Raw genomic sequence first — 22,425 nt, 5'->3', positions numbered from 1 at the left:
CAAATTTGATTTCTTTGCAAAATACATTGTAAGTATTATTAACATTGCTATATAATGTAAATTGCGAATATTGTATTCAATGACTTCAAAAATGAACAAGTACTTATGACTGATTTACCATTTGTCTTTAATGATTCAACCCTAAACAATATTTTTCCTTTTTATATCTTCATTGATGACAAGCTGATGATTAGAAAATTTGGAAACAGTATTGCCAAGGTGATGCCCAATTTGGATAAAGACGAATTGTTTACCAATTATTTTACCATTGTAAGGCCTTTCAAAAGTAATATTACCCCAAAAAATTTCAAAACACTTCTTAACCAATTGGTAGTGCTTACCTCAAAAGGGATGAATGCTACGACCCTAAGAGGTCAGTTTGAACAACAAGCCAATGGCTTTCTCTTTATAGGGTCCCCATGGTTGGTGTCTTTGGAGGAAGTGGGTAAGAATGGCCTTGTAACCACTGATTTTGCTCATCATGATTCCTTGTTGGAAATGCTTAATTTTTTAAAAAACAGAGAAGAGAACAACAGCGAATTAAAAAATCTTATTGCGACTATCGACGAACAACGCCAACAACTTAATGTTGATAAGGAAGAACTAAACAAACTTTCGTTAGTCGCCAGTGCCAATAAAAACGGTGTGGTTTTTACACAACCCCAAGGGGAAATCGTTTGGTGTAATGAGGCATTTGTTAGTCTGACGGAGTTTTCATATAAAGAAATTATTGGAAAATCTATTATTGAAGTGGGCCGTGGTAAATTGTCTAATAAAGCTGAAATTTATAAAATGGTTGAAGCATTCTATAAAGGAGAAGCTTTTGAGGTAGAATTTGTTCACATCAAAAAGCATGGAGATACCTTCAAATCTAAAATAACCGGACAACCCATTTATGATGCAAAAGGGTATGTATCCCAATATTTTGCTATCATTGAAGATGTGACCGCTGAAAAAGACCGAGAAGAACAATTATTGCTTTTGTCCTCAATAGCTGAAAAAAACAGTAACCCGGTGCTGATTTCTGATAAAGACGGCAGAATAGAATGGGTCAACTCCAGTTTTTTGGAACTGACGGAATACTCATTGGAGGAGGTACTGCAACAAAAACCCGAAAACTTTTTACACGGTCCGGAAACCGACCAACAAACGATTAATTATCTCCGTGAACAAATTAAAAATGGTTTGCCTTTTAACTGTGAAATAGTGAACTACACCAAATCCAATCAAAAATATTGGGTGCATATTCAGGGGCAGGCACTACATGACGGATATGGTAAAGTCAAAAAGTATTTTACCATACAAGAGGACATTTCATTTGAAAAAGAATTCAGCCAACAGCTTATCGAATCACAGAATCGATTGAATTCCTTAATTGGAAATCTGCAATCCGGAATTTTGTTTGAAGATGACAATAAAAAGTTACTATTGGTCAACACCAAATTCTGTTCATTGTTTGAAATTGACGCCGAACCAGAAATCATGAAAGGGTTAGACTGTGAAATGATTGCAGTAGGAGTTAAGGATTACTTTAAATACCCGGATCATTTTTTAGACCGATTAAAAGAAACGATCGACAAAAAAGAAATTGTAATCGCAGAAATCGTAGAACTTGCAGACGGGCGAATTCTTGAGAGGACCTTTATCCCTATTTACCGGGGAGAGAAACTTGATGGATACCTTTGGAGCTATGAAGATGTTACTATAAAGAAAAGGTACCGCGAAAGTCTTGAGGCGGAAAGAGAAAAATACAGCAATATTATCGCTAACATGAATATGGGACTGCTGGAAGTCGACAATCATGACATCATTCAACTAGCCAATCAATCTTTTGCAGAGATGAGTGGTTATACTACTGATGAATTGATGGGGCATAAAGCCTCGGACTTGTTTTTAAACGAACAAAGCATAGCCATTTTTGAAGAGAAGATTAAAGAACGCTTTGACGGAGTTTCCAATTCATATGAAATCCCGGTTAACATCAAGACGGGTGAAGAAAAGCACTGGCTCATAAGTGGTGCTCCTAATTATAATGTAAATGGAGAACTTATAGGTTCTATAGGAATCCATTTAGACATAACCGAGCAAAAAAAATTGGAGCTTCAAAAGGAACAACTTTTAAAAAGATTAGAAACCCAAAATGAACGCCTTAATGAATATGCGCATATGGTATCTCATGATTTAAAATCTCCTTTGCGCAGTATTCACGCTTTGATCACTTGGATTAAAGAAGACAATAATAAAGGCTTTAGCGTGCAAACAGAGCGTTATTTCGGATTAATTGAAGACAAGGTTGAAAAAATGGATAGTCTGATACAAGGTATTTTAACTTATTCCAAACTGGATTCGAGCGAAGAATTTACCGAAAAAGTTAATCTTAATGAAATCGTCCAAAATTGCATTAAGATCATTCATATTCCTGAAAATGTAAAAGTATCCATCAAAAAAGTACTGCCAATACTCGAAACTGACCGGTTTAGGATGCAACAATTGTTTCAGAATTTAATCAGCAATGCCGTAAATTATATCGACAAAGAGGAAGGTTTTGTTGAATTATCATATACCGAAAATGCGGATCATTATATATTTTCTATTGAGGATAATGGTCAGGGTATTGAAGCGGAGTATCAAACCAAAATTTTTGAACTGTTCCAATCTTATTCAAAAGAAGAAAAAGCAACCGGAATAGGGTTATCCATCGTTAAAAGAATAGTGGATAATTATAATGGTGCCGTATCATTGAAGAGTACCATAGGAGTGGGAACAACTTTTTTTATTAAACTGCCAAAAATCCATGGAAAAGCCTAATATAGATTACATCAATAAGCTCTCAAGGAACAATGAAGATATAAAACAAAAATTTATAGCGGTCCTTAAATTCGAATTGCCCATGGAAATTGATGCCTATTATACTAGTTTTCAACTAAAAAAATGGAAGAAAACAGCAGAATGCATCCATAAATTAAAAAATAAAATTGGCATACTTGGTTTGGAAAATGGTTATCAACAAGCAGATGAATATGAAAAAAATGTGAGAAATAGTAACGTAGATTTGCGGGAAGCATTTGAAAAAACGCTAAATTTAATGCAGTGCTATGTAAATTCTTTATAAAATCAAGATTATGAATTGTATTATTATAGATGACGAAATGTTTGCAAGGGCCATAATAGCGCAAATGATTTCACTACATACTGAACTAAAAATAGTGGGAGAATTTCCCAATGCTATTGAGGCCATTAAATACTTGAACAAAGAAAAAGTTGATGTTGTTTTCCTCGATATTCACATGCCCGATTTTAATGGCTTTGATTTTATGAATACTATCAAGGATCCACCAAAAATTATACTGATTACTTCCGACAAGAATTTTGCCATTAATGCTTTTGAATACGATTGTATAGTAGATTATTTGGTAAAACCCATTACAGAAGAGCGCTTTGAAAAAGCCATGCAAAAATTGAACTGGAGAACTGAAACGGTTAAACACAACCACATAGAAAAAAGCAACTTAGTGGGTAATACCAGTGAATTTTATATTAACATCAGTAATCGTTTAATAAAAATAGATATTCCTACCATTATACTTATAAAAGCCGAAGGGGATTATATTATCATTAAGACCGATACGGTTAACTACACTGTTCACACGACCTTAAAAAAAATAGAAAATAAATTACCTGACGATTTATTCTTAAAGATACATCGGTCGTACATTATTAACACCAAAAAAATTGTTGATATTGAAGACAATAGTATTTTAATTGGAAAAGATGTTATTCCTATCAGTCGTGGCAACAAGCCGGTGTTAATGAAACGACTCAATTTGTTATAGACCCTACTTTTATTAAATTTTATCTTATTAAAATTGAGCATTACCACTTTTTTTATGCTCATGGTAGTCTAATGTAGGTTGACGATATAACCTTTTGTCGACCGAAAAAAACAATTCATCTACAGAAACAAGACATTCATCTAAATTTTAGTAGTCCACCGAATTTCCCTACGTAAGTTTGCTTCATAGTTCCCCCTAAATCTATCATGAACTTAAACTTTAAAATCATGAAAAATTTTACTTTTAATTCTAAAAACTTACTTATCGTTATCCAAAACTGTAAATTGATTTTACTATTTATAACTGTATCATCTTATCATGCTGAAGCGCGATGCCTATCAAATAAAACGGTAATCACTGTTGAATCACATCGTATCTGGTTAAATGTAACGAGTACAAGTGGCGCATACTCGCAAACCTTATATGGTTACTGCACCGGTGCAACTAATGGATATGATTCCGGCGTAGACGCTGCCTACATCAATAGTGGTGCTATAGCCCTTACTTCGTTTATTAATAATACCCGTTATGCAATTCAAATGAAAGGATTGCCTTTTGCCGGTTATGATACTGTTCCGTTATGTTTGTCTGTTGCCTATTCTGGTAAATATACCTTCTCGATTGATCATGTTGATGGTTTATTTTTAAATGTCAACCAACCCATCTACCTGCACGACATTTTAAAGAATACTTACACCAATTTAAAAACTGATAATTATATTTTCGATTGCCAGTCAGGAACCTATAACAATCGTTTTAAATTAACTTATACCGTTCCCAATAGTCCGCCGCCGCCGCCGGGAGTAGATTTATTGAAATCCAATAATTTTACGGTATTCAGCCTCGAAATAAATCATGATGATACATTTATTACCGTTAAATCCGGAAACATTCGTTTGCAAAGTATTGAAATGCATTCACTTAATGGACAATTGCTATATAAAAACAATGCTGTATTTAACAATATAGTCATGATCCCAATTCATAATGTCTGTCAACAAACAATGATCATTAGAGGCGTTTCTGAAGACGGTAGCATTACCGTCAAGAATGCCTCTTTTTAAAGCAAACTCCACTCTAATCGGACAATTTTAAGTGATGTTTATTTATTTTGAAAGGAAACTGTCCCGTTGTTCGGGACAGTTTTTTTTAGTTTGAATAAATCAGAAATAAAAATTCTTTAAAAAAACTTCAAAAAAAAAAACTGATTAGCTTTCTAATCGGTTTTTAATTTTATCTCAATAAGGCACATATTCCGTAATCTCCAATCCGTAGCCAATCATACCCACACGCTTGGTTTGCGTAGTGTTCGAGATGAGTTTAATCTTGGCGATATCAATATCGTGTAGTATTTGGGCACCGATACCAAAGTCTTTGATGTCCATTTTTATTTGTGGCGCTTTCAAAATACCTTCTGATTGTAATTGTTTCAATTCTATCAGTCTGTTCAACAAATCGGAAGAATCTTTTTCCGGATTTACAAATAAAATAGCACCTTTGCCTTCTTGGATGATTTTGTTAAAAACATCGTCTAGCTTTTTATCCATAGTATCAGTCAAACTATTCAGGATGTCGTTATTGGCTTGGGTCGATATAATACGTGTTAAGATGGGTTCTCCGGTATTCCAACTGCCTTTGGTCAAAGCCAAGTGAACTTGTTTGTTAGTCGTTTGCTGATAAGCCCTCATGCGGAACGAACCAAAACGGGTTTCTATGTCAAAGTCTTCTTTCTTTACAATCAGACTGTCGTGTTGCATTCGGTAAGCTACCAAGTCTTCTATGGAAACCAATTTCAAATCAAATTTCTTAGCTACTTCCACCAATTCGGGTAAACGTGCCATTGAACCATCTTCATTCATGATTTCGACAATTACCCCAGCCGATTTGAATCCGGCCAAACGGGCAAAATCAATGGCAGCTTCCGTATGACCGGTTCTTCTCAAAACGCCACCTTGCTTAGCCGTCAAAGGGAAAATGTGTCCCGGACGCGCTAAATCGTGTGGTTTGGTATCTTCATTGACTAAGGCCAAAATGGTTTTGGCTCTGTCTGCTGCCGAAATTCCGGTGGTTACACCATGACCTTTTAAATCCACCGAAACGGTAAACGCCGTTTCCATATGGTCGGTGTTGTTTTTGACCATAGAATGGAGCTCCAATTCGTTGCAACGACGCTCAGTTAGCGGTGCACAAATTAATCCTCTACCATGCGTCGCCATGAAATTGACCATCTCTGGTGTTACTTTTTCGGCTGCCGCCAAAAAATCGCCTTCATTCTCACGGTCTTCATCATCGACAACGATAATGACTTTACCTTGTCGAATGTCTTCAATGGCTTCTTCTATAGTATTGAGTTGTATTTTTGTTGTAGTTGCTGTGTCCATTAGACAGTAGTGTTAGATTCTGAAATAAGTTGTTTGACAAAAATCCTATTGTAAATATAAAACAGGAAGTAAAAAGGAAATCCTGCAGTTAAAATTACAAAAAGAGGAATGTCTGTATTTTTATGCGCACGAAGGCACAAGGCATGTAATGATTGTTGGGCTTTGAACAGACTGAAAAATAATAATGCACCCAATACCAGTGCTGAAATGATCAAAACCAATGTATCAGGTTTGCCAAAAGCAAAAAGCCCAATCAGCAATATATTGCTGAATAACGCAATTAAGCTGAACAGGTAGTATTGCTTGCTTATGACTTCTAAAGTTCTATTATCGGATGGTTTTGCTTTTTCTTTTACAATCGTTTTTTCAACTGGTTTGCTATCGCCAGGCAAAGTGTTCAAATACTGATGCACTTCTTCGGCATCAATCGCCAAATCAGGGGTAACGGGTTGCATTACAGGTTCCGGCGCTGTCTTGTCCGGGAACATACGGTTGAAGAAATTGGTCAGCCAATCAAAATTCAGGCTAAAGCCTTTGTCATCGGTGGCTCTTTTGGTCAATAGAATCGCAAATGGCGTCAACACAAAAGAAGACATCCAACAACCTAGGAAAGGTGTGATTTCGTCTTGTTGTGCCACTTTTTTTCCAAAAGTATTGATAAAATGGAAGATGATAAAAATAAGGATGGCGAATACAATTGGCAATCCCAAACCACCTTTGCGGATAATCGCTCCCAATGGTGCGCCGATAAAGAACATCAGTAAACAGGCATAGGCAATCACAAACTTGTCATACAACGCAATCCAGTGTTGGTTGATGTTTTTCTGTTTGTCTTCCATTTCAAATTTTGAGGCATCCAAAGAAAAATTGATACCATCAACGTTGCTGCTCGCTACTTTTAAGATATGAGTCTTGTCACTGTCTGTGAAGCTTTGCAGTAAATTATTATTAAGCGTTGGTTTGATAGAATCTTTATGCATATCAGCCGCCGTCAAAGTGGCACGCTGGTTGATGTTTTCGGCAAATGAAATGACGTCTTTTTTATAGTTTTTCTGTAACGAATCAAGCGTAAACTTCAACTCGCTAACGTTAAGCATCGTATTGGTATTGGTGATTTTTTCTTCGTCTAAATTGGAACTGTTTAGTTTAGACAAATCGATATTGATTACATATCTTTTGAATTCGCTTTTGGCAAAAGGCATCTTATTGCGTTCTTCGTATTTCTTTGGAACAATGTCTTCGTAATAATTACCGTCTTTGAGGATTAACTTCAACGTATTGGAATCTTCACTACTGACCAATTCTCCTTTTTTGGCTTTGATTACCGTATTGCTTCCCGAACCTAAGAATGATTTTTTATGAATGGTAATTTGGCTAAGGTATTTACCATTTTCCCCCGATTTTTTTTCCACCTTGATGTTATAGGCGCCAACATCGCTGAATTGTCCTTCGGCTATTGCCATCGCCGGTTTTACCTGGGCAATGTTTCGGCGGAAGTTGATGAACTTATATTCGGCAAACGGAATGACATTATTGGCAAAGAAAAAAGCGATAATACTCAGGAGAAGAATAAAAACCGTGAGGCTTCGCATGGCTCTTTGCAAAGAAATCCCCGAAGATTTCATGGCGGCAAACTCATAATTCTCGGCCAGGCTGCCAAAAGTCATGATGGAAGCCAATAAGACCGAAAGTGGTAAAACCAATGGAATGATACTCGGCATTTTGAAAAGCAGGAACTTTAGAATCATAAAGACGTCTAAGTCCTTTCCGGCCAATTCAGAAATGAAAAGCCAAACGACCTGCAAAACGAATATAAAAAACAAGATTACAAATACCGTAGTAAATGTAATCAGGAAGGATTTTAATAAGTACCTGTCAAGTATTTTCACCTCGAGCTTAATCTATTTTGTTGATGTAGTAATTTGGATATTTACTTGCTGCAAAGGTAAACTGATTTTTTGATAAAGGTTGATTGGTTTTAAAAGAATTAACAGTCAAAGTGGTTCTGGTACCATTTTTTCCCATTTCTATCACATTGTTGATGTTCTTGGTTTGGGAATCAATGCCCAATAACACTTCTTTACGTTGGTCTTTCGGATTGGTTGGGACCAATTTGATATACTGAATTTTACGGCCTTTTACGTCTTGCAGAATGTCCCAGTAGTATTTATAACCGCTGTTGAAAAAAGTAAGCATTTTGGATGGTGTAATGGCATTTTCATCTTTCTCATTGACACTCGAAATCGTTACTTCTTCATCTTCAGGAACAATCGTATAGCTTTTTTTGCCATCGTATATTTTGGTTACCCCTAAAAAATTCAACACATATTTATTGCCTTCCAGCAAAAGATTGCCTTTGCTTTCCTTGTTAATGTTTTCTTTGCTGTTATTAAGGGTGTATTTGAATTCGATGGAAATATTGTTATAGGTTTTTACCTTAGCGGTAACCTGATCTAACAAGTCTTTGGCTTTTTTATCTTGTGCATTTATAGTAAAACTCAAGAATAGGAGTAATGCAATAGATAGTACTTTGTTCATTTTAATTGTTATTTTGTTCATTACTAAAAAATTGGTCTAAAGAAGTCAAGTCGGGAATGTTCACACTACGCGCCTTACTTCCTTCAAACGGACCTACGATTCCTGCGGCTTCCAGCTGATCAATCAGCCTTCCGGCACGGTTGTAACCCAGTTTCAATTTTCTTTGCAATAATGATGCCGAACCCTGTTGGGCGGTCACAATTATTTCCGCTGCTTCTCTAAACATACTGTCTCTTTCGGAAATGTCAAACTCCAGATTCACGCCGCTTCCTTCTTCGCCCACATACTCAGGCAAAAGATATGCACTGGCATATGCTTTTTGAGAACCTATATAATCTACAATTTTTTCTACTTCAGGCGTATCGACAAATGCACACTGTACACGAACCAAATCATTACCGTTGGAATACAGTAAATCTCCACGACCGATTAACTGATCAGCACCTTGCGTGTCCAGGATTGTTCTTGAGTCAATTTTAGACGTTACCCTAAACGCGATACGCGCCGGGAAGTTGGCTTTGATGATACCGGTAATCACATTTACCGATGGTCTTTGTGTGGCAATAATCAAATGGATTCCAATCGCACGGGCCAATTGTGCCAAACGGGCAATCGGGGTTTCCACTTCTTTACCGGCGGTCATAATCAAATCGGCAAACTCATCGACTACCAAAACGATATAAGGCAGGAAACGGTGACCGTTCTCCGGGTTCAGTTTGCGTCCTTTGAATTTTTCGTTGTATTCCTTGATGTTACGCACCATCGCGTCTTTTAGCAATGAATAACGATTGTCCATTTCCAGACAAAGCGAATTCAGCGTATTGATTACTTTATTGTTATCGGTGATGATGGCATCTTCTACATCCGGTAATTTGGCCAGATAATGGCGTTCTATTTTATTGAAAAGCGTAAGTTCCACTTTTTTCGGGTCAACCAAAACAAACTTTACTTCAGCCGGATGTTTTTTGTAGAGCAACGAAGTCAGTACCGCGTTCAATCCAACCGATTTTCCCTGTCCGGTGGCACCGGCCATCAAAAGGTGAGGCATTTTAGCCAAATCGACCACAAAGGTTTCATTCGAAATGGTTTTTCCTAAAGCAATCGGTAATTCCATTTCGGCTTCCTGGAATTTTGCAGAAGAAATCACACTCTTCATTGGTACCATAGTTGGGTTCTTATTTGGAACCTCAATACCGATTGTTCCTTTTCCGGGAATAGGAGCGATGATACGAATCCCAAGTGCTGAAAGCGATAAAGCGATATCGTCTTCCAAACTTTTGATTTTCGAGATACGGATTCCGGCTTCGGGTACGATTTCATATAAAGTCACCGATGGTCCAACGGTCGCTTTGATTTGGGCGATGTCGATTTTGTAGTTTTTTAGTGTTTCTACAATACGGTTTTTATTTTCTTCCAGCTCTTCCTGGTTGATGGTAATACCTACCGAAGCGTATTCTTTTAGTAAATCAATCGTTGGAAATTTATAGTTGGATAATTCTAATGTTGGGTCAAACAAACCAAAATCAGCTACGAGTTTTGAAGCTAAATTTTCTTCCATAACATCCTCATCCGGAGCTTGTTCGATGACAAAAGCGTTATCATTGGTTTCAATGATTTGCTTGATTGGTTCAGCCTTTGGTTCAGGAGTAACGGTTTTGATAGTGGGTTCCAAATTGATTTCAGAAGCATTTTCAATCGTTGGTTTCAGCGCTTCCTTATTGATTTCAAATTGGGACGTGACCAAAGTTGGCTCTTCAATTTGTTCTTCTTCCTCAACTTCTTCTTTTACGGCAAATTCTTCCAGATTGTAATCGGTTCCTTTGTCATTGGAAACCATATTGCTCAAATCTTCCTTGATATCCTTGTGTTTCTTTTCGAAGAAAGACTTGATGGCATCTGGAGAGATTTTTATTTTGAAGATCAGGTAAACAATGATTGATAATACCAATACCAAAGCTGTTCCGGTTTTACCGATATAATCCTGAAGGAACAGATTCATTTCGAAACCAATGGTTCCGCCTAATTCAGGAATGGCGGTAAAGAAGCCAAATAGGATAGACAAAATGATTAAGGCAAACAAATCCCAAAACCAGGTGTTTTTTAATTTTTTTACAGGCAAATCCAAAACCAGGAAAGCACCGCTCAAAAAGAACAGTTTGACAAACAGGAAAGAAGCAATACCAAAACCGCGGTAGATAAATAAATCGGCTAAGTAAGCGCCAAATTTACCCAACCAGTTTTGAACTTCTTCATTTCTGTCGGTGAGCGCATCAACCGCACTTTGGTCGGCCTGGCCAAAACCAACGCTTTGTTCAGAGACAAAAAAGGAAATAAAGGAAACCAAAAAGGCAATAGACATCAACACCAGTATGAAGCCAAACAGCATTCGGTATTGTTTTTTAGTCTTTAGTATTTTGAGTTCCAGATTGGGATCTTTATCCTTTTCTTTAGTTTCTTTTTTTACTGTTTTTGCCATTGGTTATGTATAACGCTATAAAAATAGAAATTTAATCGACTATTTATAAAAATTTTGGAACATAAATGAGCAAACCGATAGCAATTGCAGCTACAGCGGCAAACAATACACCACCGGCGGCAATATCTTTGATAAAGCCAATTCGGTCGTGAAACTCGGGATGCACAAAATCGGCTATTTTTTCTATGCCGGTATTCATGCTTTCGATGCCCAAAACTAAACCAAAAGCCAATATCTGCATCATCCATTCATAGCGGTCAATGTTGAAATAAAACCCGGCGACAATCATGATGATGGCCAAGGAAAATTGCACCATAACACTGTGTTCGGTAGTGATTAATTTGAAAGCGCCTTTTACGGCATAACCAACACTTTTTATTCTGCCGGTGAGAAAGGCATTGTCTTTTTTGAATTCCATAAGCTATATTATAATGCAGCCAACGCCGCTTCGTAGTTAGGTTCGTTAGACGTATTTGGAACTTGTTCCGTATATTTTATAACCCCATTTTCATCAATAACAATTACGGCTCTCGAGTGTAAGCCAATGAAAGGACCTTCGACAAATTCAAGTCCGTAGTCTTTACCGAAATTTCCGGTATTGAAATCAGAAAGATTGATTACGTTTTCCAGACCTTCGGCACCACAAAAACGTCTTTGGGCAAACGGTAAATCCCTGGAAATACAGAATACTTTGGTGTTGGACAACTTGCTCGCATCAGCATTAAATTTTCTGACAGAGGTGGCGCAAGTTGGTGTATCAATGCTTGGGAAGATGTTCAGGACTAATTTCATTCCTGCAAAATCGCTCAAATTTACGATGGATAAATTGGTTGTTGTTAATTTAAAATCGGGAGCTTTGGTGCCCACTTTTGGCAATTCACCATTAGTGTTTACTGGATTTCCGCTCAATAGAACTGATGCCATAAATGTTATTTTTTTTGAAAGCCAAAAATAGTGAAAATATTTAAGACATCTGTTGGCATGAATTTGAATTTTAACCGTTATATGAAATTAATTTAGAAAATATTTGGTTTGTATTATTGTTTTATCGTAATATTGCAATATAATAATATATTAAACATTATGGGCGCCTCAAAATCAGAATCATTTTCTGCAGCACACAACGAAATGGCCAGCTTATTCAAAGCCCTGTCACATCCTGCCAGAATTGCCATTATCGAGTATTTGCTTAAGGTAAATGAATGTATCTGTGGTGATATTGTCAACGAATTGCCATTGGCACAACCAACAGTATCACAACATTTGAAAGAACTGAAAAATGCAGGAATCATCAAAGGAAGCATAGAAGGAACAGCGATTTGTTATTGCCTCAATCCGGAAATCATGGTCAAACTGCAAAGTTATTTTTCGGGGATTTCAACCCAGATTAACAATAAGTGTTGTTAAACGAAATCTAATACTCTAAAATGTCTAACATTCTAATAATCTAAATATTATGAAACTATCAGAAATTAAAAACGAATTAAAAAGCTTGTCAACGATAGCTTTTCAATTGCCAAACGGTGATTTGGTTCCTAATCATTTCCACGTGACCGAAGTAGGTAAGGTGACCAAACATTTTATCGATTGCGGCGGCACAATCCGCCATGAAGAAGTCGCCAATTTCCAATTGTGGGAAGCCAATGATTATGACCATCGTCTGCATCCGGAGAAATTGGTGCATATTATCGAACTTTCGGAAAAAGTATTGCAGATGCCCGATTTAGAGATTGAAGTCGAATACCAAATGCCGCACACGATTGGAAAGTTTAACCTTGATTTTGACGGAACTAATTTTTTGCTGACTTCAAAACAAACCGATTGCCTGGCCAAAAGCAATTGTGGCATTCCGGCAGAAAAAACTAAAACGAAAATAGGCGAGACATCTTGTTGTACTGCCGATTCAGCTTGTTGCTAAGATGAAAGAAAAAATCATAAAATATAAAAAACCAATAGTGATAACTTCGGCAGTTTTAGTGCTGAATATTGCTTGCGGGTTTGATATACGGTTTACTATTATTAATTTACTCTGGTTATTAGTTTAAGCTTATGGATAGAAAATCACACTGGGAAAATGTTTTTTCCACGAAAACCGAAAAAGAAGTGAGTTGGTATCAACAATATCCGCAAACTTCTGTCGACTTTATCATGGCATTGCAACTGCCATTGGACGCTAAAATCATTGATATTGGAGGAGGCGACAGTTATCTGATGGATGCTTTGCTGGATCTGGGTTATACCAATCTGACGCTTTTGGATATTTCATCCAAAGCGATTGAAAGAATCAAAAACAGGTTAGGGGAGAAAGCTTCAAATGTCACTTTTATCGTTTCCGATATTTTACATTTTCATCCTACTGAAAAGTATGATTTTTGGCATGACAGGGCGTGTTTTCATTTTTTTACCAATGCCACTCAGGTCGATCATTACGTAGAAATTGTAGACCATGCCCTGGAGGATAACGGAAGGTTTTTTATTGGTACTTTCTCTGAAAACGGACCGACAAAATGCAGCGGATTGGATATCAAACAATACAATGAGGAACGATTGAGATTGCTTTTTGAAAGGGATTTTATCCTGAAAGGTTGTTTTACCGAAGACCATGAAACGCCTTTTGGTACGACTCAGAATTTCCTTTTTTGCGCTTTTAAACGAAAATAAACATGAAGAACATTTTAGTCCTTTGTACCGGTAACAGTTGCCGAAGCCAGATGGCGCATGGTTATTTAGCTCATTTTGCCGATTCAGATAAGGTGAAAGTTTATTCAGCCGGAGTGGAAACGCATGGCGTAAATGCTTTGGCGGTGGCCATTATGAAAGAAGATGGAGTAGATATTTCGAAACATACTTCCAATAATGTCGATGAGTATTTTGATATTCCTTTTGACTATGTAATCACCGTTTGTGATAATGCTAAAGAGCGCTGTCCTTTCTTTCCGACGCAGGCTGTAAAGCTGCATCACAATTTCCCTGATCCGTCAAAAGTAAAAGGAAATACTGCGGAAGTGATTGAATCCTTTCGGGAAGTCAGACAACAGATTAAGGAATATTGCCAAGACTTTATAACAAAAAACCAACTCGACTGAGTTGGTTTTTTATAATGAAACTATAGCAATTGTAGTTTAGTTTTGAGTTAACGTTCCTATTTTCTCCCAGGTAGGATCAATTGTTAAGGCTACTCCAATATAGATATCGTTTCCGTTGTCTTTCATCGTTATCCCTTTGGCTAATTCAGCATTAACCTGATCGGGTGTTAATTTGAAGATGGCACCGGTGAGTGGATCAACAATAAGACCGATTAATCCTCCAAAAGCAAGATTACCTACATACCAGGCATTGAATTTTCTTTTCAGAGTGGTTTCAAAGGGCTTATAACCGTCCAATTGAATTACGATTTTGTGTTCTTTTGTTTTTCTTTTAAGTTTGGTTTCAAAAGGTGTTTTTCCAACATTTAGGCCGTTTATTGAAACATTGGCCTGGCTCGGATTACTGGTGAAGGTAACAGTTTGTTTGGAGCCGGAAACGATAGTGGCGCAACTTGATAATAACAGGCATGAAATAATAGATAGTGTAATAATTTTGGCTTTCATATATAAAATTAGTTTGATTTTTAAACGTGTAATGGTCTGTTGTCAGTGGCAGCCAATGCTGCTTCTTTTACCGCTTCCGCAAAGGTTGGATGTGCATGTGACATTCTTGAAATATCTTCGGCTGACGCTCTGAATTCCATGGCGGTTACAGCTTCGGCAATCAAATCGGCACAACGGGCACCAATCATGTGGATTCCCAATACTTCATCCGTTTTGGCATCTGCTAAAATCTTAACAAAACCATCATTGTCTGAACTTGCTCTGGCTCTTCCTAAGGCTCTGAACGGGAAACTTCCGGCTTTATAAGCCACGCCATCCGCTTTTAATTGCTCTTCGGTTTTACCAACTGCAGCTACTTCAGGCCAAGTGTAAACTACACCAGGAATCAAGTTGTAATCGATATGTGGTTTTTGTCCGGCTAAAATCTCAGCCACCAAAGTTCCTTCTTCTTCTGCTTTGTGGGCTAACATTGCGCCACGAACCACATCACCAATCGCATAGATATTCGGAATATTCGTTTGTAAATGGTCATTGACTTCAATCATACCTCTTTCGGTAACTTTTACACCGGCTTTATCGGCATTTAATCCGTCTGTGTAAGGACGACGACCAACAGCAACTAAACAATAATCGCCTTCAAAAGTTACGGTATTTCCTTTGGCATCATCTGCCTGAACGGTTACATTTTTGCCTTTTCGGGTTACTTCTTTTACTTTGTGGGAAGTATAGAATTTCATGCCTTGTTTTTTCAAGACTTTGGTCAATTCTTTTGACAAACCGGCATCCATACCCGGAATAATTCGGTCTAAAAACTCCACCACAGAAACCTGAGCGCCCAATCTTAAGTATACTTGTCCTAATTCGATTCCGATAACACCTCCACCAATAATGATTAAGTGTTTAGGAACTTCCGGCAATTTTAACGCTTCGGTAGAAGTGATGATTCTTTCTTTGTCTAATTTGATGAATGGCAACGAAGATGGTTTTGAACCGGTTGCGATTACGATATTTTTCCCTTCGATTACTTCTGACGAACCGTCAGCTTTGGTCACTTTTACATGCGTTGCATCTTCAAACGAACCCAATCCTTCAAAAACAGTGATTTTGTTTTTGTCCATTAAGAACTTTACGCCACCTGAAGTTTGATCCACAACTGCTTGTTTGCGCTCAATCATTTTTTCCAGATTCACTTTTACTTTCCCTGATACTTCGATACCGTGATCGGCAAAGTGCTGTAATTCTTCGTAATGGTGAGAAGAAGCCAATAAAGCTTTGGATGGAATACAACCTACGTTCAGGCAAGTTCCTCCTAAAGTACTGTATTTTTCGATGATTGCGGTTTTGAAACCTAATTGGGCACAACGAATAGCTGAAACATATCCGCCGGGACCTGAACCTATGATGACAACGTCAAATGAACTCATAATATTGTTAAAATTAGTGTGTTTTGTTTTTGCGACACAAAACTACGAATTTAATTGGAATGTTAATTTCAATAGTAATGTCAATTTTATATGAATTGATAAAGGAATTTTATAACGCAAAAACCGTGGTGTTTTTAACCTCTCCAATCATAAAAGTGCTGTGTGTACTGCCGATGTGTTGCAGTGTTGTCAATTTGGTCACCATGAATTCGCGATAGGCTTCCATGTCTTTGACACAAATTTTCAGGATGTAATCATAATCGCCACTGACGTGAAAGCATTCCAGGACCTCATCCAATTTGATAACCTGATGTTCAAAAGTGGTCAAAAACTCTTTGGTATGCTGGATGAGTTTGATGTGGCAAAACACCACAAAACTTTTATTGATTTTATTTCTGTTGAGCAGTGCTACATATTTATCGATGATACCTTCGCGCTCCAATTTCTTAATGCGTTCATAAACAGCCGTTACCGAAAGATTGAGTTTTACGGATAACTCTTTGGTAGTTTTTTTGGTGTCTTGTTGGAGTAGGGCAAGAAGTTTTTTGTCTGTAGCGTCCATTTTCAGTTTTAAAATCTATTGATTGTGGAATTCGATTTCAAATATAGTATTAAAAACTATTTTTAATTTAAAAAATAGATTTAAATTCTAAAAATATTTATTTGTATTGATTATTAATCTAAATGGTTAGAGTTTTGGGCTATTAAAATCAAATACCCAAATGAACTGCGACCAACTTACCCTAGAATCTTTTAATCCTGCCGATAAAATTCAGGATTTGCAGTATTTTGGAGAATTCGGAGGTGTAAATCCTTCCATCTCTGACAGCTCGACTTATACTTTTCTTTCGGCCAAAACCATGTTTGACACTTTTGAAGGTAATGCAGAAGGTTGCTATTTGTATTCGCGTCATTCTTCGCCTATGAATTTATATTTAGGCCAGGCTTTAGCGGCTATGGAAGGAACACAAAGTGCCAACGTATCAGCCTCCGGAATGGGTTCGATCACGCCTGTACTGCTTCAATTGTGTGCTTCAGGAGATGAGATTATTTCCAGCCGCACGATTTATGGCGGAACTTATGCCTTTATGAAAAACATGTTGCCCAAATGGAACATCAAAACCCGTTTTGTGGATATTGCCAAATTGGATTCTGTTATTGCTGCCATTACACCAAACACGAAAGTGTTGTATTGTGAAACCGTTAGCAATCCGTTATTGGAAGTGGCCGATATCGAGGCTTTGGCTGTTATTGCGAAAGAAAATAATATCAAATTGGTGGTTGATAATACTTTTTCACCCTTATCCGTTGCTCCGGCAAAATTAGGCGCCGATGTGGTCATTCACAGTCTGACCAAATTTATCAATGGGAGCAGCGATACCGTTGGTGGTGTGGTTTGTGCCTCGCAGGATTTTATCAATGATTTGAAAAATGTAAACGATGGTGCCAGCATGCTTTTGGGACCAACAATGGACAGTCTGAGGGCTTCAAGTATTCTGAAAAATTTGCGTACGCTTCATATCCGTATGAAACAGCACAGTCACAATGCGATGTACTTGGCAAAGCAATTTGAGCAGGATGGGCTGAAAGTGGTTTATCCGGGATTGCCAAGTCATCCGAGTCACGAATTGTACGCCGGTATGATTAATCCCGAATATGGTTTTGGTGGTATGATGACGATAGATGTTGGTACTTTGGAAAAAGCCAATGAATTGATGGAATTAATGCAACACCGAAATCTGGGCTATCTGGCGGTGAGTTTAGGTTTTTATAAAACATTATTCAGCGCACCGGGAACTTCGACTTCGAGCGAAATTCCTTTGGAAGAGCAAGCTAAAATGGGATTGACCGATGGCCTGATTCGTTTTTCCATCGGGTTGGATAATGATATTGAGCGCACTTATCAGATGATGAAACAGTGCATGACTGAACTGAACGTTCTCTAAGTTTTTATAATTTAGTTGTTTAAGCCCGCCGGGAAGAGACTACCGTCGGGCTTTTTTATTTTAGAGTTTGCCAAGATAATTTACGAGTAAATTATTGAGGATTTCGTTCCAGCCCATTTCAAAGTTTTCTCTTTTGAATGCCGGTTCGGTCACATCAAACGGAACGGTAAATACGTGGCTGAAATGCAGCTCGGTGTTGTTTTTGTCTATAGGATGCAATTCCCAAGTCACTACGGAAGTGCCTGAATGTCCGGGATATTCCCAACTGTGGGATAGCTTTTTGTTCGGGATGATTTCTAACATAACGCCACGATGAAGCCATTGATTGCACTCATTGTCTCCGGCAGACCAATCAAATTGTTGCCCAACTTTGAGTTCCCAGTCTTCCGCAAAATCAAAATACCATTGTTTTAGATGCTCTCTTTCGGTGATGACTTTCCATAGGGTTTCTACCGGTGCTTTATAGGTTTTAACCAGGCTAAGGCTGTTTGCTGTTTTCTCCATTTTTTTATCTTTTAGTTGTTATGATTGTTTTGCTAAATAGGCTTCCAGTTTGGTCACATTTTGTTGTAAACCTTCGGCCGCGTTGAAAGCTTTGACTACTTGTATTAGCTGTTCTTTCGTTTCGAAAAGCATCTGCCAATGGAGTTGTGTTTGGTTCCCGAGGCGCTCAAAAAGTATTGTAGAAGTGAATTTTGGTGCCGAAACATGTTCGTAAACCAATTTCTCATAATTGATGACTTCCTTAAAGACGCTTTTGTTTTTATAATCGGTGCCATCGGGTCCATACATGATTAAATTCCATTCTCCTTCGGGTTGCACATCCATTTTGGAAATGGTATTGGTAAAGCCCGTTGGTCCCCACCAGTTTTTGATATGTTCCGGATTGGTCCAGACTTCCCAAACCAATTCAATCGGTGCATTGAGCAATCGCGAAATCACTATTTCTCTGTCGGCTGTATCATTTTCCATAGATGTTTATTTTTGATTTTTTAAATAGGCTTCCAGTTTGTCCACATTTTGTTTGAGGCCTTCTGAAATGTCATAAAGGGCCATAATTCGGTTGAGCTCTTCTTTGGTTTCAAAAAGCATTTGCCAGTGGATAAAGGTTTGATTGCCTCTTTCTTCAAATTGGATAGCGGCAATAAATTCATGACCGGAAATGTGATGGTACATTATTTTTTTGTGCCATACCACTTCGGTGAAAACACTTTCGTTGTCATAATCGGTGCCGTCCGGCCCATGCATGACTAAGTTCCATAGACCATTAGGAACGACTTCCATTTTGGTAATGGTATTGGTAAAACCACTTGGTCCCCACCAATGTTTGATGTGATCAGGATTGGTCCAGACTTCCCAAACCAGTTCAATTGGCCCATTGAGCAAACGAGAAATGATAATCTCCCTGTCGGCGGTATTGTTAACTGATGCTGTCATTGTTATTGTCTTTTTGAAGTTTTTCTAAATAGGTTTCTAAATCATCGAGTTTGGTTTCCCAGAACTGTTTGTATTGTTCAATCCAAACCGAAACTTCACTGAGTTTATCGAGTTTGGCTTCGCAATAGCGTTCCCGTCCTTTATCGGTAATTTCAATTAAGCCACATTCATTAAGAATCTTAATGTGTTTGGATATGGCCGGCCGGCTGATGTCAAAGTTTTCGGCAACCGCATTCAACGTTAGAGTCTGTGCAGCCAGTAAACTTAGTATGGTTCTTCGGGTTGGATCGGCAATGGCCTGGAATACATCTCTTCTCATGGTGATTGATTTGATAGGTAACTAATCGGTTACAAATATATATGTAACTATTTGGTTACGCAAATTAATTAACGGTTATTTTATGTTTAAGTCTTTAAATTTTTATTTTGTAATCAAATACTTGTAATTATTTTAATAACTTTATAAACTCTAAATAGTTAGCAGCATGGTAAAAAAATACTCACTTTGGTTTTGTTTCTTATTCGGATTGGTCTCTCAAGCACAGGTTATCAATTTTCCGGATGCCAATTTTAAAACTAAATTGACCACCTCAAATTGCGCTATGTTGGTTAATACGGTAGCGCTGGTAAATCCGGATACCAATCAGAACGGAGAAATAGAAGTTGCCGAAGCATTAATGGTAGTGTTATTGGATGTGAGCAGTAGCAGTATTGCTTCCTTGGAAGGGATTTCGAATTTTGCAAATTTGCAGACTTTAGCCTGTAATCATAATTCGCTTACCGCTTTGGATGTAAGTATGTTAAATATTACCACATTGGAATGTACACATAACCAACTGACCAGTTTGACATTGAACAATACCTATTTGCCCGGTACCAACTTTTATGGGCTTTTTTGTTCTTATAACCAACTCACTACACTTGATTTAGGGACTAAGAATATTGACCGAATAGACTGTGATCACAACCTGTTGACCAATATCAATGCTTCTCAGATTCAGGGTTTGTACGAAGGTTATTTTCAAAATAACCAGTTGGCTTCATTAGACCTGGCTGATGTACCGGTTATTGACCAATTGGATATTTCCAATAATCCCATTACATCGTTTGCTTTTCCGGCTTCGGTATTGGGATACTTTTATTGTCATGATACTGCCGCCATATCGTTAGACTTTTCACAGGTTACGGGCTATGGGCATAAGAGTTATTTAATATATAATAATCCTCTTTTGGAATACCTAAACTTTAAGAACGGACTTTCAGAGGATTGTATGTTGTTGCCTTTTGATCCTATGGATTGTAATTTTAATTTTGCCAATAACCCAATGCTGCAATATGTGTGTGTTGATGATAATGGTTTAGAATCTAACTGGTTAGACAATTTGATTAATACTCCTGATGTGGTTTTTTCCAGTTACTGTTCTTTTACACCGGGTGGAGGCTATAATACTGTAACGGGTAACATTAGCCTCGATTTAAACGGAAACGGTTGCGATGCAAGTGATGATCCTATGGTATATTTACCAATCCAGGTGTCATTTGGCAATTCTGTTGTAGGCAGTGTTTATGTTAACACAGCAGGAAATTTTACTACTTATGTTTCTCAAAATAATAATATAACACTTACTCCTCAGTTCCAGGCCAATTACTTTACGGCTAACCCACCAAATTATACAACGGCTTTTACCGGATCAAATAATACCAGTACTGTTGATTTTTGCATTATTCCCAATGGAACTCATCCCGATTTGGAAATAGCCATTCTTCCCTTGACTGTTGCCCGTCCTGGATTTAATGCCACGTACAAAATCATTTATAAGAACAAAGGAAACCAGGTTCAATCCGGAACGGTGACTTTGACATTTGAAGATGATGTTTTGGACTTAATCACTTCCAGTCCGGCTACAGATTCGCAGACGACCAATACTTTAACTTGGAGTTTTGCCAATTTTTCACCATTTCAAACAAGAGAAATTACAATAACTCTGAATGTTAATACACCACAAGAATCACCGGCAGTGAATATAGGCGACACATTAAGTTTTAATGCTGCAATTGCGCCATCTGAAACAGATGAAACACCTAATAACAATCAGATTGATTTTAATCAAACGGTTGTCGGTTCGTATGATCCTAATGACAAAGCCGTTGTTCAGGGTTCGCAAATCAGTATTGCCAATGTTGGCGATTATTTGCATTATATAGTGCGTTTTCAAAATACCGGAACTTATCCGGCTGAAAATGTTGTAATTAAGGATATGTTGAGTAACAAGCTCAATTGGAATACTTTGGAAATGATTTCAAGCAGCCATCCTTTCAGAAGCACATTAACGCTCGGTAACCAATTGGAAGTGTTTTACGAAGGTATAAACTTGCCGCCTTCTTCAACAGACGAACCGGGAAGCCATGGTTTTATTTCTTTTAAAGTTAAGCCAAAAAATAATGTAGTCATCAACAATGTCATTTCAAATACCGCTGAGATTTATTTTGATTTTAATTTTCCGATAGTGACCAATACGGTTTCAACTACGGTAACCGCATTGGGAACCGATGATTTTAATCAGTCACTATTTGCGATTTATCCTAATCCGACAGCCGGACTTTTGAATATTACTTTGTCTAATTCTGATTTAGTAAAAGAAGTTAGTGTTTATAATACTTTAGGGCAAAAATTAATGACTGTAACCAATACTCAAACTATTGATGTAAGCCCGCTTTTACAAGGAAGTTATTTGATTACTGTAGTGACAGATAAAGGAAAAACAACACATCAATTTATAAAAATATAAAAGTCATGAAA

At 37.5% G+C, this 22,425-nt stretch carries 22 protein-coding genes and 1 pseudogene; 10 read left to right on the top strand and 13 right to left on the bottom strand.

Annotated features, from left to right (window positions below):
- The first annotated feature begins 105 nt into the window (after positions 1 to 105).
- From P1K33_RS11590 to P1K33_RS11575, 4 genes are all read left to right on the top strand, one after another.
- Complete coding sequence (locus P1K33_RS11590; RefSeq protein WP_284653141.1) at positions 106 to 2,808, top strand: PAS domain-containing protein; 2,703 nt, start codon at positions 106 to 108, stop codon at positions 2,806 to 2,808.
- Positions 2,795 to 3,112 (top strand): Hpt domain-containing protein, encoded by a 318-nt coding sequence (locus P1K33_RS11585; RefSeq protein WP_284653140.1) that lies wholly within the window; start codon positions 2,795 to 2,797, stop codon positions 3,110 to 3,112. Before P1K33_RS11590 ends, P1K33_RS11585 begins: the two co-directional genes overlap by 14 nt.
- Positions 3,113 to 3,122: 10 nt before the next feature.
- The gene (locus P1K33_RS11580) at positions 3,123 to 3,833 is read left to right on the top strand and encodes a LytR/AlgR family response regulator transcription factor (protein WP_284653139.1); all 711 of its coding nucleotides are present in this window, start codon (positions 3,123 to 3,125) and stop codon (positions 3,831 to 3,833) included.
- A 227-nt stretch (positions 3,834 to 4,060) separates the two neighbouring features.
- Positions 4,061 to 4,897, top strand: coding sequence for a DUF8693 domain-containing protein (locus P1K33_RS11575; protein ID WP_284653138.1), 837 nt, complete (start codon positions 4,061 to 4,063; stop codon positions 4,895 to 4,897).
- A 174-nt stretch (positions 4,898 to 5,071) separates the two neighbouring features.
- Here the strand turns inward: P1K33_RS11575 and ribB are convergent, their stop codons facing one another.
- The 6 genes and pseudogenes from ribB to tpx all read right to left on the bottom strand — a co-directional run bounded on the left by ribB (position 5,072) and on the right by tpx (position 12,152).
- Positions 5,072 to 6,214 carry a 3,4-dihydroxy-2-butanone-4-phosphate synthase gene (gene ribB / locus P1K33_RS11570; protein ID WP_284653136.1) on the bottom strand — a complete coding sequence of 381 codons (1,143 nt, stop codon included), beginning with the start codon at positions 6,212 to 6,214 and terminating at the stop codon, positions 5,072 to 5,074.
- Between the two features lie 482 nt (positions 6,215 to 6,696).
- A pseudogene (locus P1K33_RS11565) lies at positions 6,697 to 8,103 on the bottom strand (LptF/LptG family permease); the annotation flags it as partial.
- Between the two features lie 7 nt (positions 8,104 to 8,110).
- Positions 8,111 to 8,752, bottom strand: a complete 642-nt coding sequence (gene lolA1, locus P1K33_RS11560) for an outer membrane lipoprotein periplasmic chaperone LolA1 (RefSeq protein WP_284653135.1) — start codon at positions 8,750 to 8,752, stop codon at positions 8,111 to 8,113.
- 1 nt (position 8,753) lies between these two features.
- A complete protein-coding gene (locus P1K33_RS11555; RefSeq protein WP_284653134.1) occupies positions 8,754 to 11,228 on the bottom strand; it encodes a DNA translocase FtsK in 2,475 nt (824 codons plus the stop codon).
- A 43-nt stretch (positions 11,229 to 11,271) separates the two neighbouring features.
- Entirely contained in the window at positions 11,272 to 11,646 is a 375-nt protein-coding gene (locus P1K33_RS11550) for a diacylglycerol kinase (protein ID WP_284653133.1), read from the bottom strand.
- Between the two features lie 8 nt (positions 11,647 to 11,654).
- The gene (tpx, locus tag P1K33_RS11545; RefSeq protein WP_284653132.1) at positions 11,655 to 12,152 is read right to left on the bottom strand and encodes a thiol peroxidase; all 498 of its coding nucleotides are present in this window, start codon (positions 12,150 to 12,152) and stop codon (positions 11,655 to 11,657) included.
- 159 nt (positions 12,153 to 12,311) lie between these two features.
- Here tpx and P1K33_RS11540 point away from each other — a divergent pair, with 159 nt between their 5' ends.
- From P1K33_RS11540 to P1K33_RS11525, 4 genes are all read left to right on the top strand, one after another.
- Entirely contained in the window at positions 12,312 to 12,635 is a 324-nt protein-coding gene (locus tag P1K33_RS11540) for an ArsR/SmtB family transcription factor (protein ID WP_284653131.1), read from the top strand.
- 49 nt (positions 12,636 to 12,684) lie between these two features.
- Positions 12,685 to 13,146: a DUF6428 family protein gene (locus tag P1K33_RS11535; RefSeq protein ID WP_284653130.1), complete on the top strand. Its 462-nt coding sequence runs from the start codon at positions 12,685 to 12,687 to the stop codon at positions 13,144 to 13,146.
- A gap of 131 nt (positions 13,147 to 13,277) precedes the next feature.
- On the top strand, positions 13,278 to 13,889 hold the full coding sequence (locus tag P1K33_RS11530; protein ID WP_284653129.1) for a class I SAM-dependent methyltransferase: 612 nt from the start codon (positions 13,278 to 13,280) through the stop codon (positions 13,887 to 13,889).
- A gap of 2 nt (positions 13,890 to 13,891) precedes the next feature.
- The gene (locus P1K33_RS11525; RefSeq protein WP_284653128.1) at positions 13,892 to 14,314 is read left to right on the top strand and encodes an arsenate reductase ArsC; all 423 of its coding nucleotides are present in this window, start codon (positions 13,892 to 13,894) and stop codon (positions 14,312 to 14,314) included.
- A gap of 36 nt (positions 14,315 to 14,350) precedes the next feature.
- On the opposite strand, the gene P1K33_RS11520 is transcribed toward P1K33_RS11525, so the two are convergent.
- The 3 genes from P1K33_RS11520 to P1K33_RS11510 form a co-directional block, all read right to left on the bottom strand.
- A complete protein-coding gene (locus P1K33_RS11520) occupies positions 14,351 to 14,818 on the bottom strand; it encodes a PEGA domain-containing protein (protein ID WP_284653127.1) in 468 nt (155 codons plus the stop codon).
- Positions 14,819 to 14,838: 20 nt separating this feature from the next.
- Complete coding sequence (lpdA, locus tag P1K33_RS11515) at positions 14,839 to 16,242, bottom strand: dihydrolipoyl dehydrogenase (RefSeq protein ID WP_284653126.1); 1,404 nt, start codon at positions 16,240 to 16,242, stop codon at positions 14,839 to 14,841.
- Positions 16,243 to 16,351: 109 nt separating this feature from the next.
- Positions 16,352 to 16,804 carry an Lrp/AsnC family transcriptional regulator gene (locus P1K33_RS11510; protein WP_372508235.1) on the bottom strand — a complete coding sequence of 151 codons (453 nt, stop codon included), beginning with the start codon at positions 16,802 to 16,804 and terminating at the stop codon, positions 16,352 to 16,354.
- A gap of 160 nt (positions 16,805 to 16,964) precedes the next feature.
- Between P1K33_RS11510 and P1K33_RS11505 the strand changes: the two genes are divergently transcribed.
- Positions 16,965 to 18,188, top strand: coding sequence for an aminotransferase class I/II-fold pyridoxal phosphate-dependent enzyme (locus P1K33_RS11505; protein ID WP_284653125.1), 1,224 nt, complete (start codon positions 16,965 to 16,967; stop codon positions 18,186 to 18,188).
- A gap of 60 nt (positions 18,189 to 18,248) precedes the next feature.
- Here P1K33_RS11505 and P1K33_RS11500 read toward each other — a convergent pair whose 3' ends face one another.
- Genes P1K33_RS11500 through P1K33_RS11485 form a run of 4 tightly spaced genes read right to left on the bottom strand, consistent with a single transcriptional unit; the run spans position 18,249 to position 19,944 of the window.
- Complete coding sequence (locus tag P1K33_RS11500) at positions 18,249 to 18,692, bottom strand: SRPBCC family protein (protein WP_284653124.1); 444 nt, start codon at positions 18,690 to 18,692, stop codon at positions 18,249 to 18,251.
- An 18-nt stretch (positions 18,693 to 18,710) separates the two neighbouring features.
- The gene (locus P1K33_RS11495) at positions 18,711 to 19,160 is read right to left on the bottom strand and encodes an SRPBCC family protein (protein ID WP_284653123.1); all 450 of its coding nucleotides are present in this window, start codon (positions 19,158 to 19,160) and stop codon (positions 18,711 to 18,713) included.
- A gap of 6 nt (positions 19,161 to 19,166) precedes the next feature.
- Entirely contained in the window at positions 19,167 to 19,625 is a 459-nt protein-coding gene (locus P1K33_RS11490) for an SRPBCC domain-containing protein (RefSeq protein WP_284653122.1), read from the bottom strand.
- The gene (locus P1K33_RS11485; RefSeq protein ID WP_284653121.1) at positions 19,609 to 19,944 is read right to left on the bottom strand and encodes an ArsR/SmtB family transcription factor; all 336 of its coding nucleotides are present in this window, start codon (positions 19,942 to 19,944) and stop codon (positions 19,609 to 19,611) included. The genes P1K33_RS11490 and P1K33_RS11485 overlap by 17 nt, the downstream gene beginning before the upstream one ends.
- Positions 19,945 to 20,110: 166 nt before the next feature.
- On the opposite strand from P1K33_RS11485, the gene P1K33_RS11480 reads away from it, so the two are divergent.
- Complete coding sequence (locus P1K33_RS11480) at positions 20,111 to 22,414, top strand: DUF7619 domain-containing protein (protein WP_284653120.1); 2,304 nt, start codon at positions 20,111 to 20,113, stop codon at positions 22,412 to 22,414.
- Positions 22,415 to 22,425: the final 11 nt, after the last annotated feature.

The sequence above is a fragment of the Flavobacterium terrisoli genome, from assembly GCF_030167905.1.
Classification (GTDB): Bacteria; Bacteroidota; Bacteroidia; order Flavobacteriales; family Flavobacteriaceae; genus Flavobacterium; species Flavobacterium terrisoli.
Note: the sequence above shows the minus strand (reverse complement) of the source record. Positions and strands in the feature narration are given on the sequence as shown.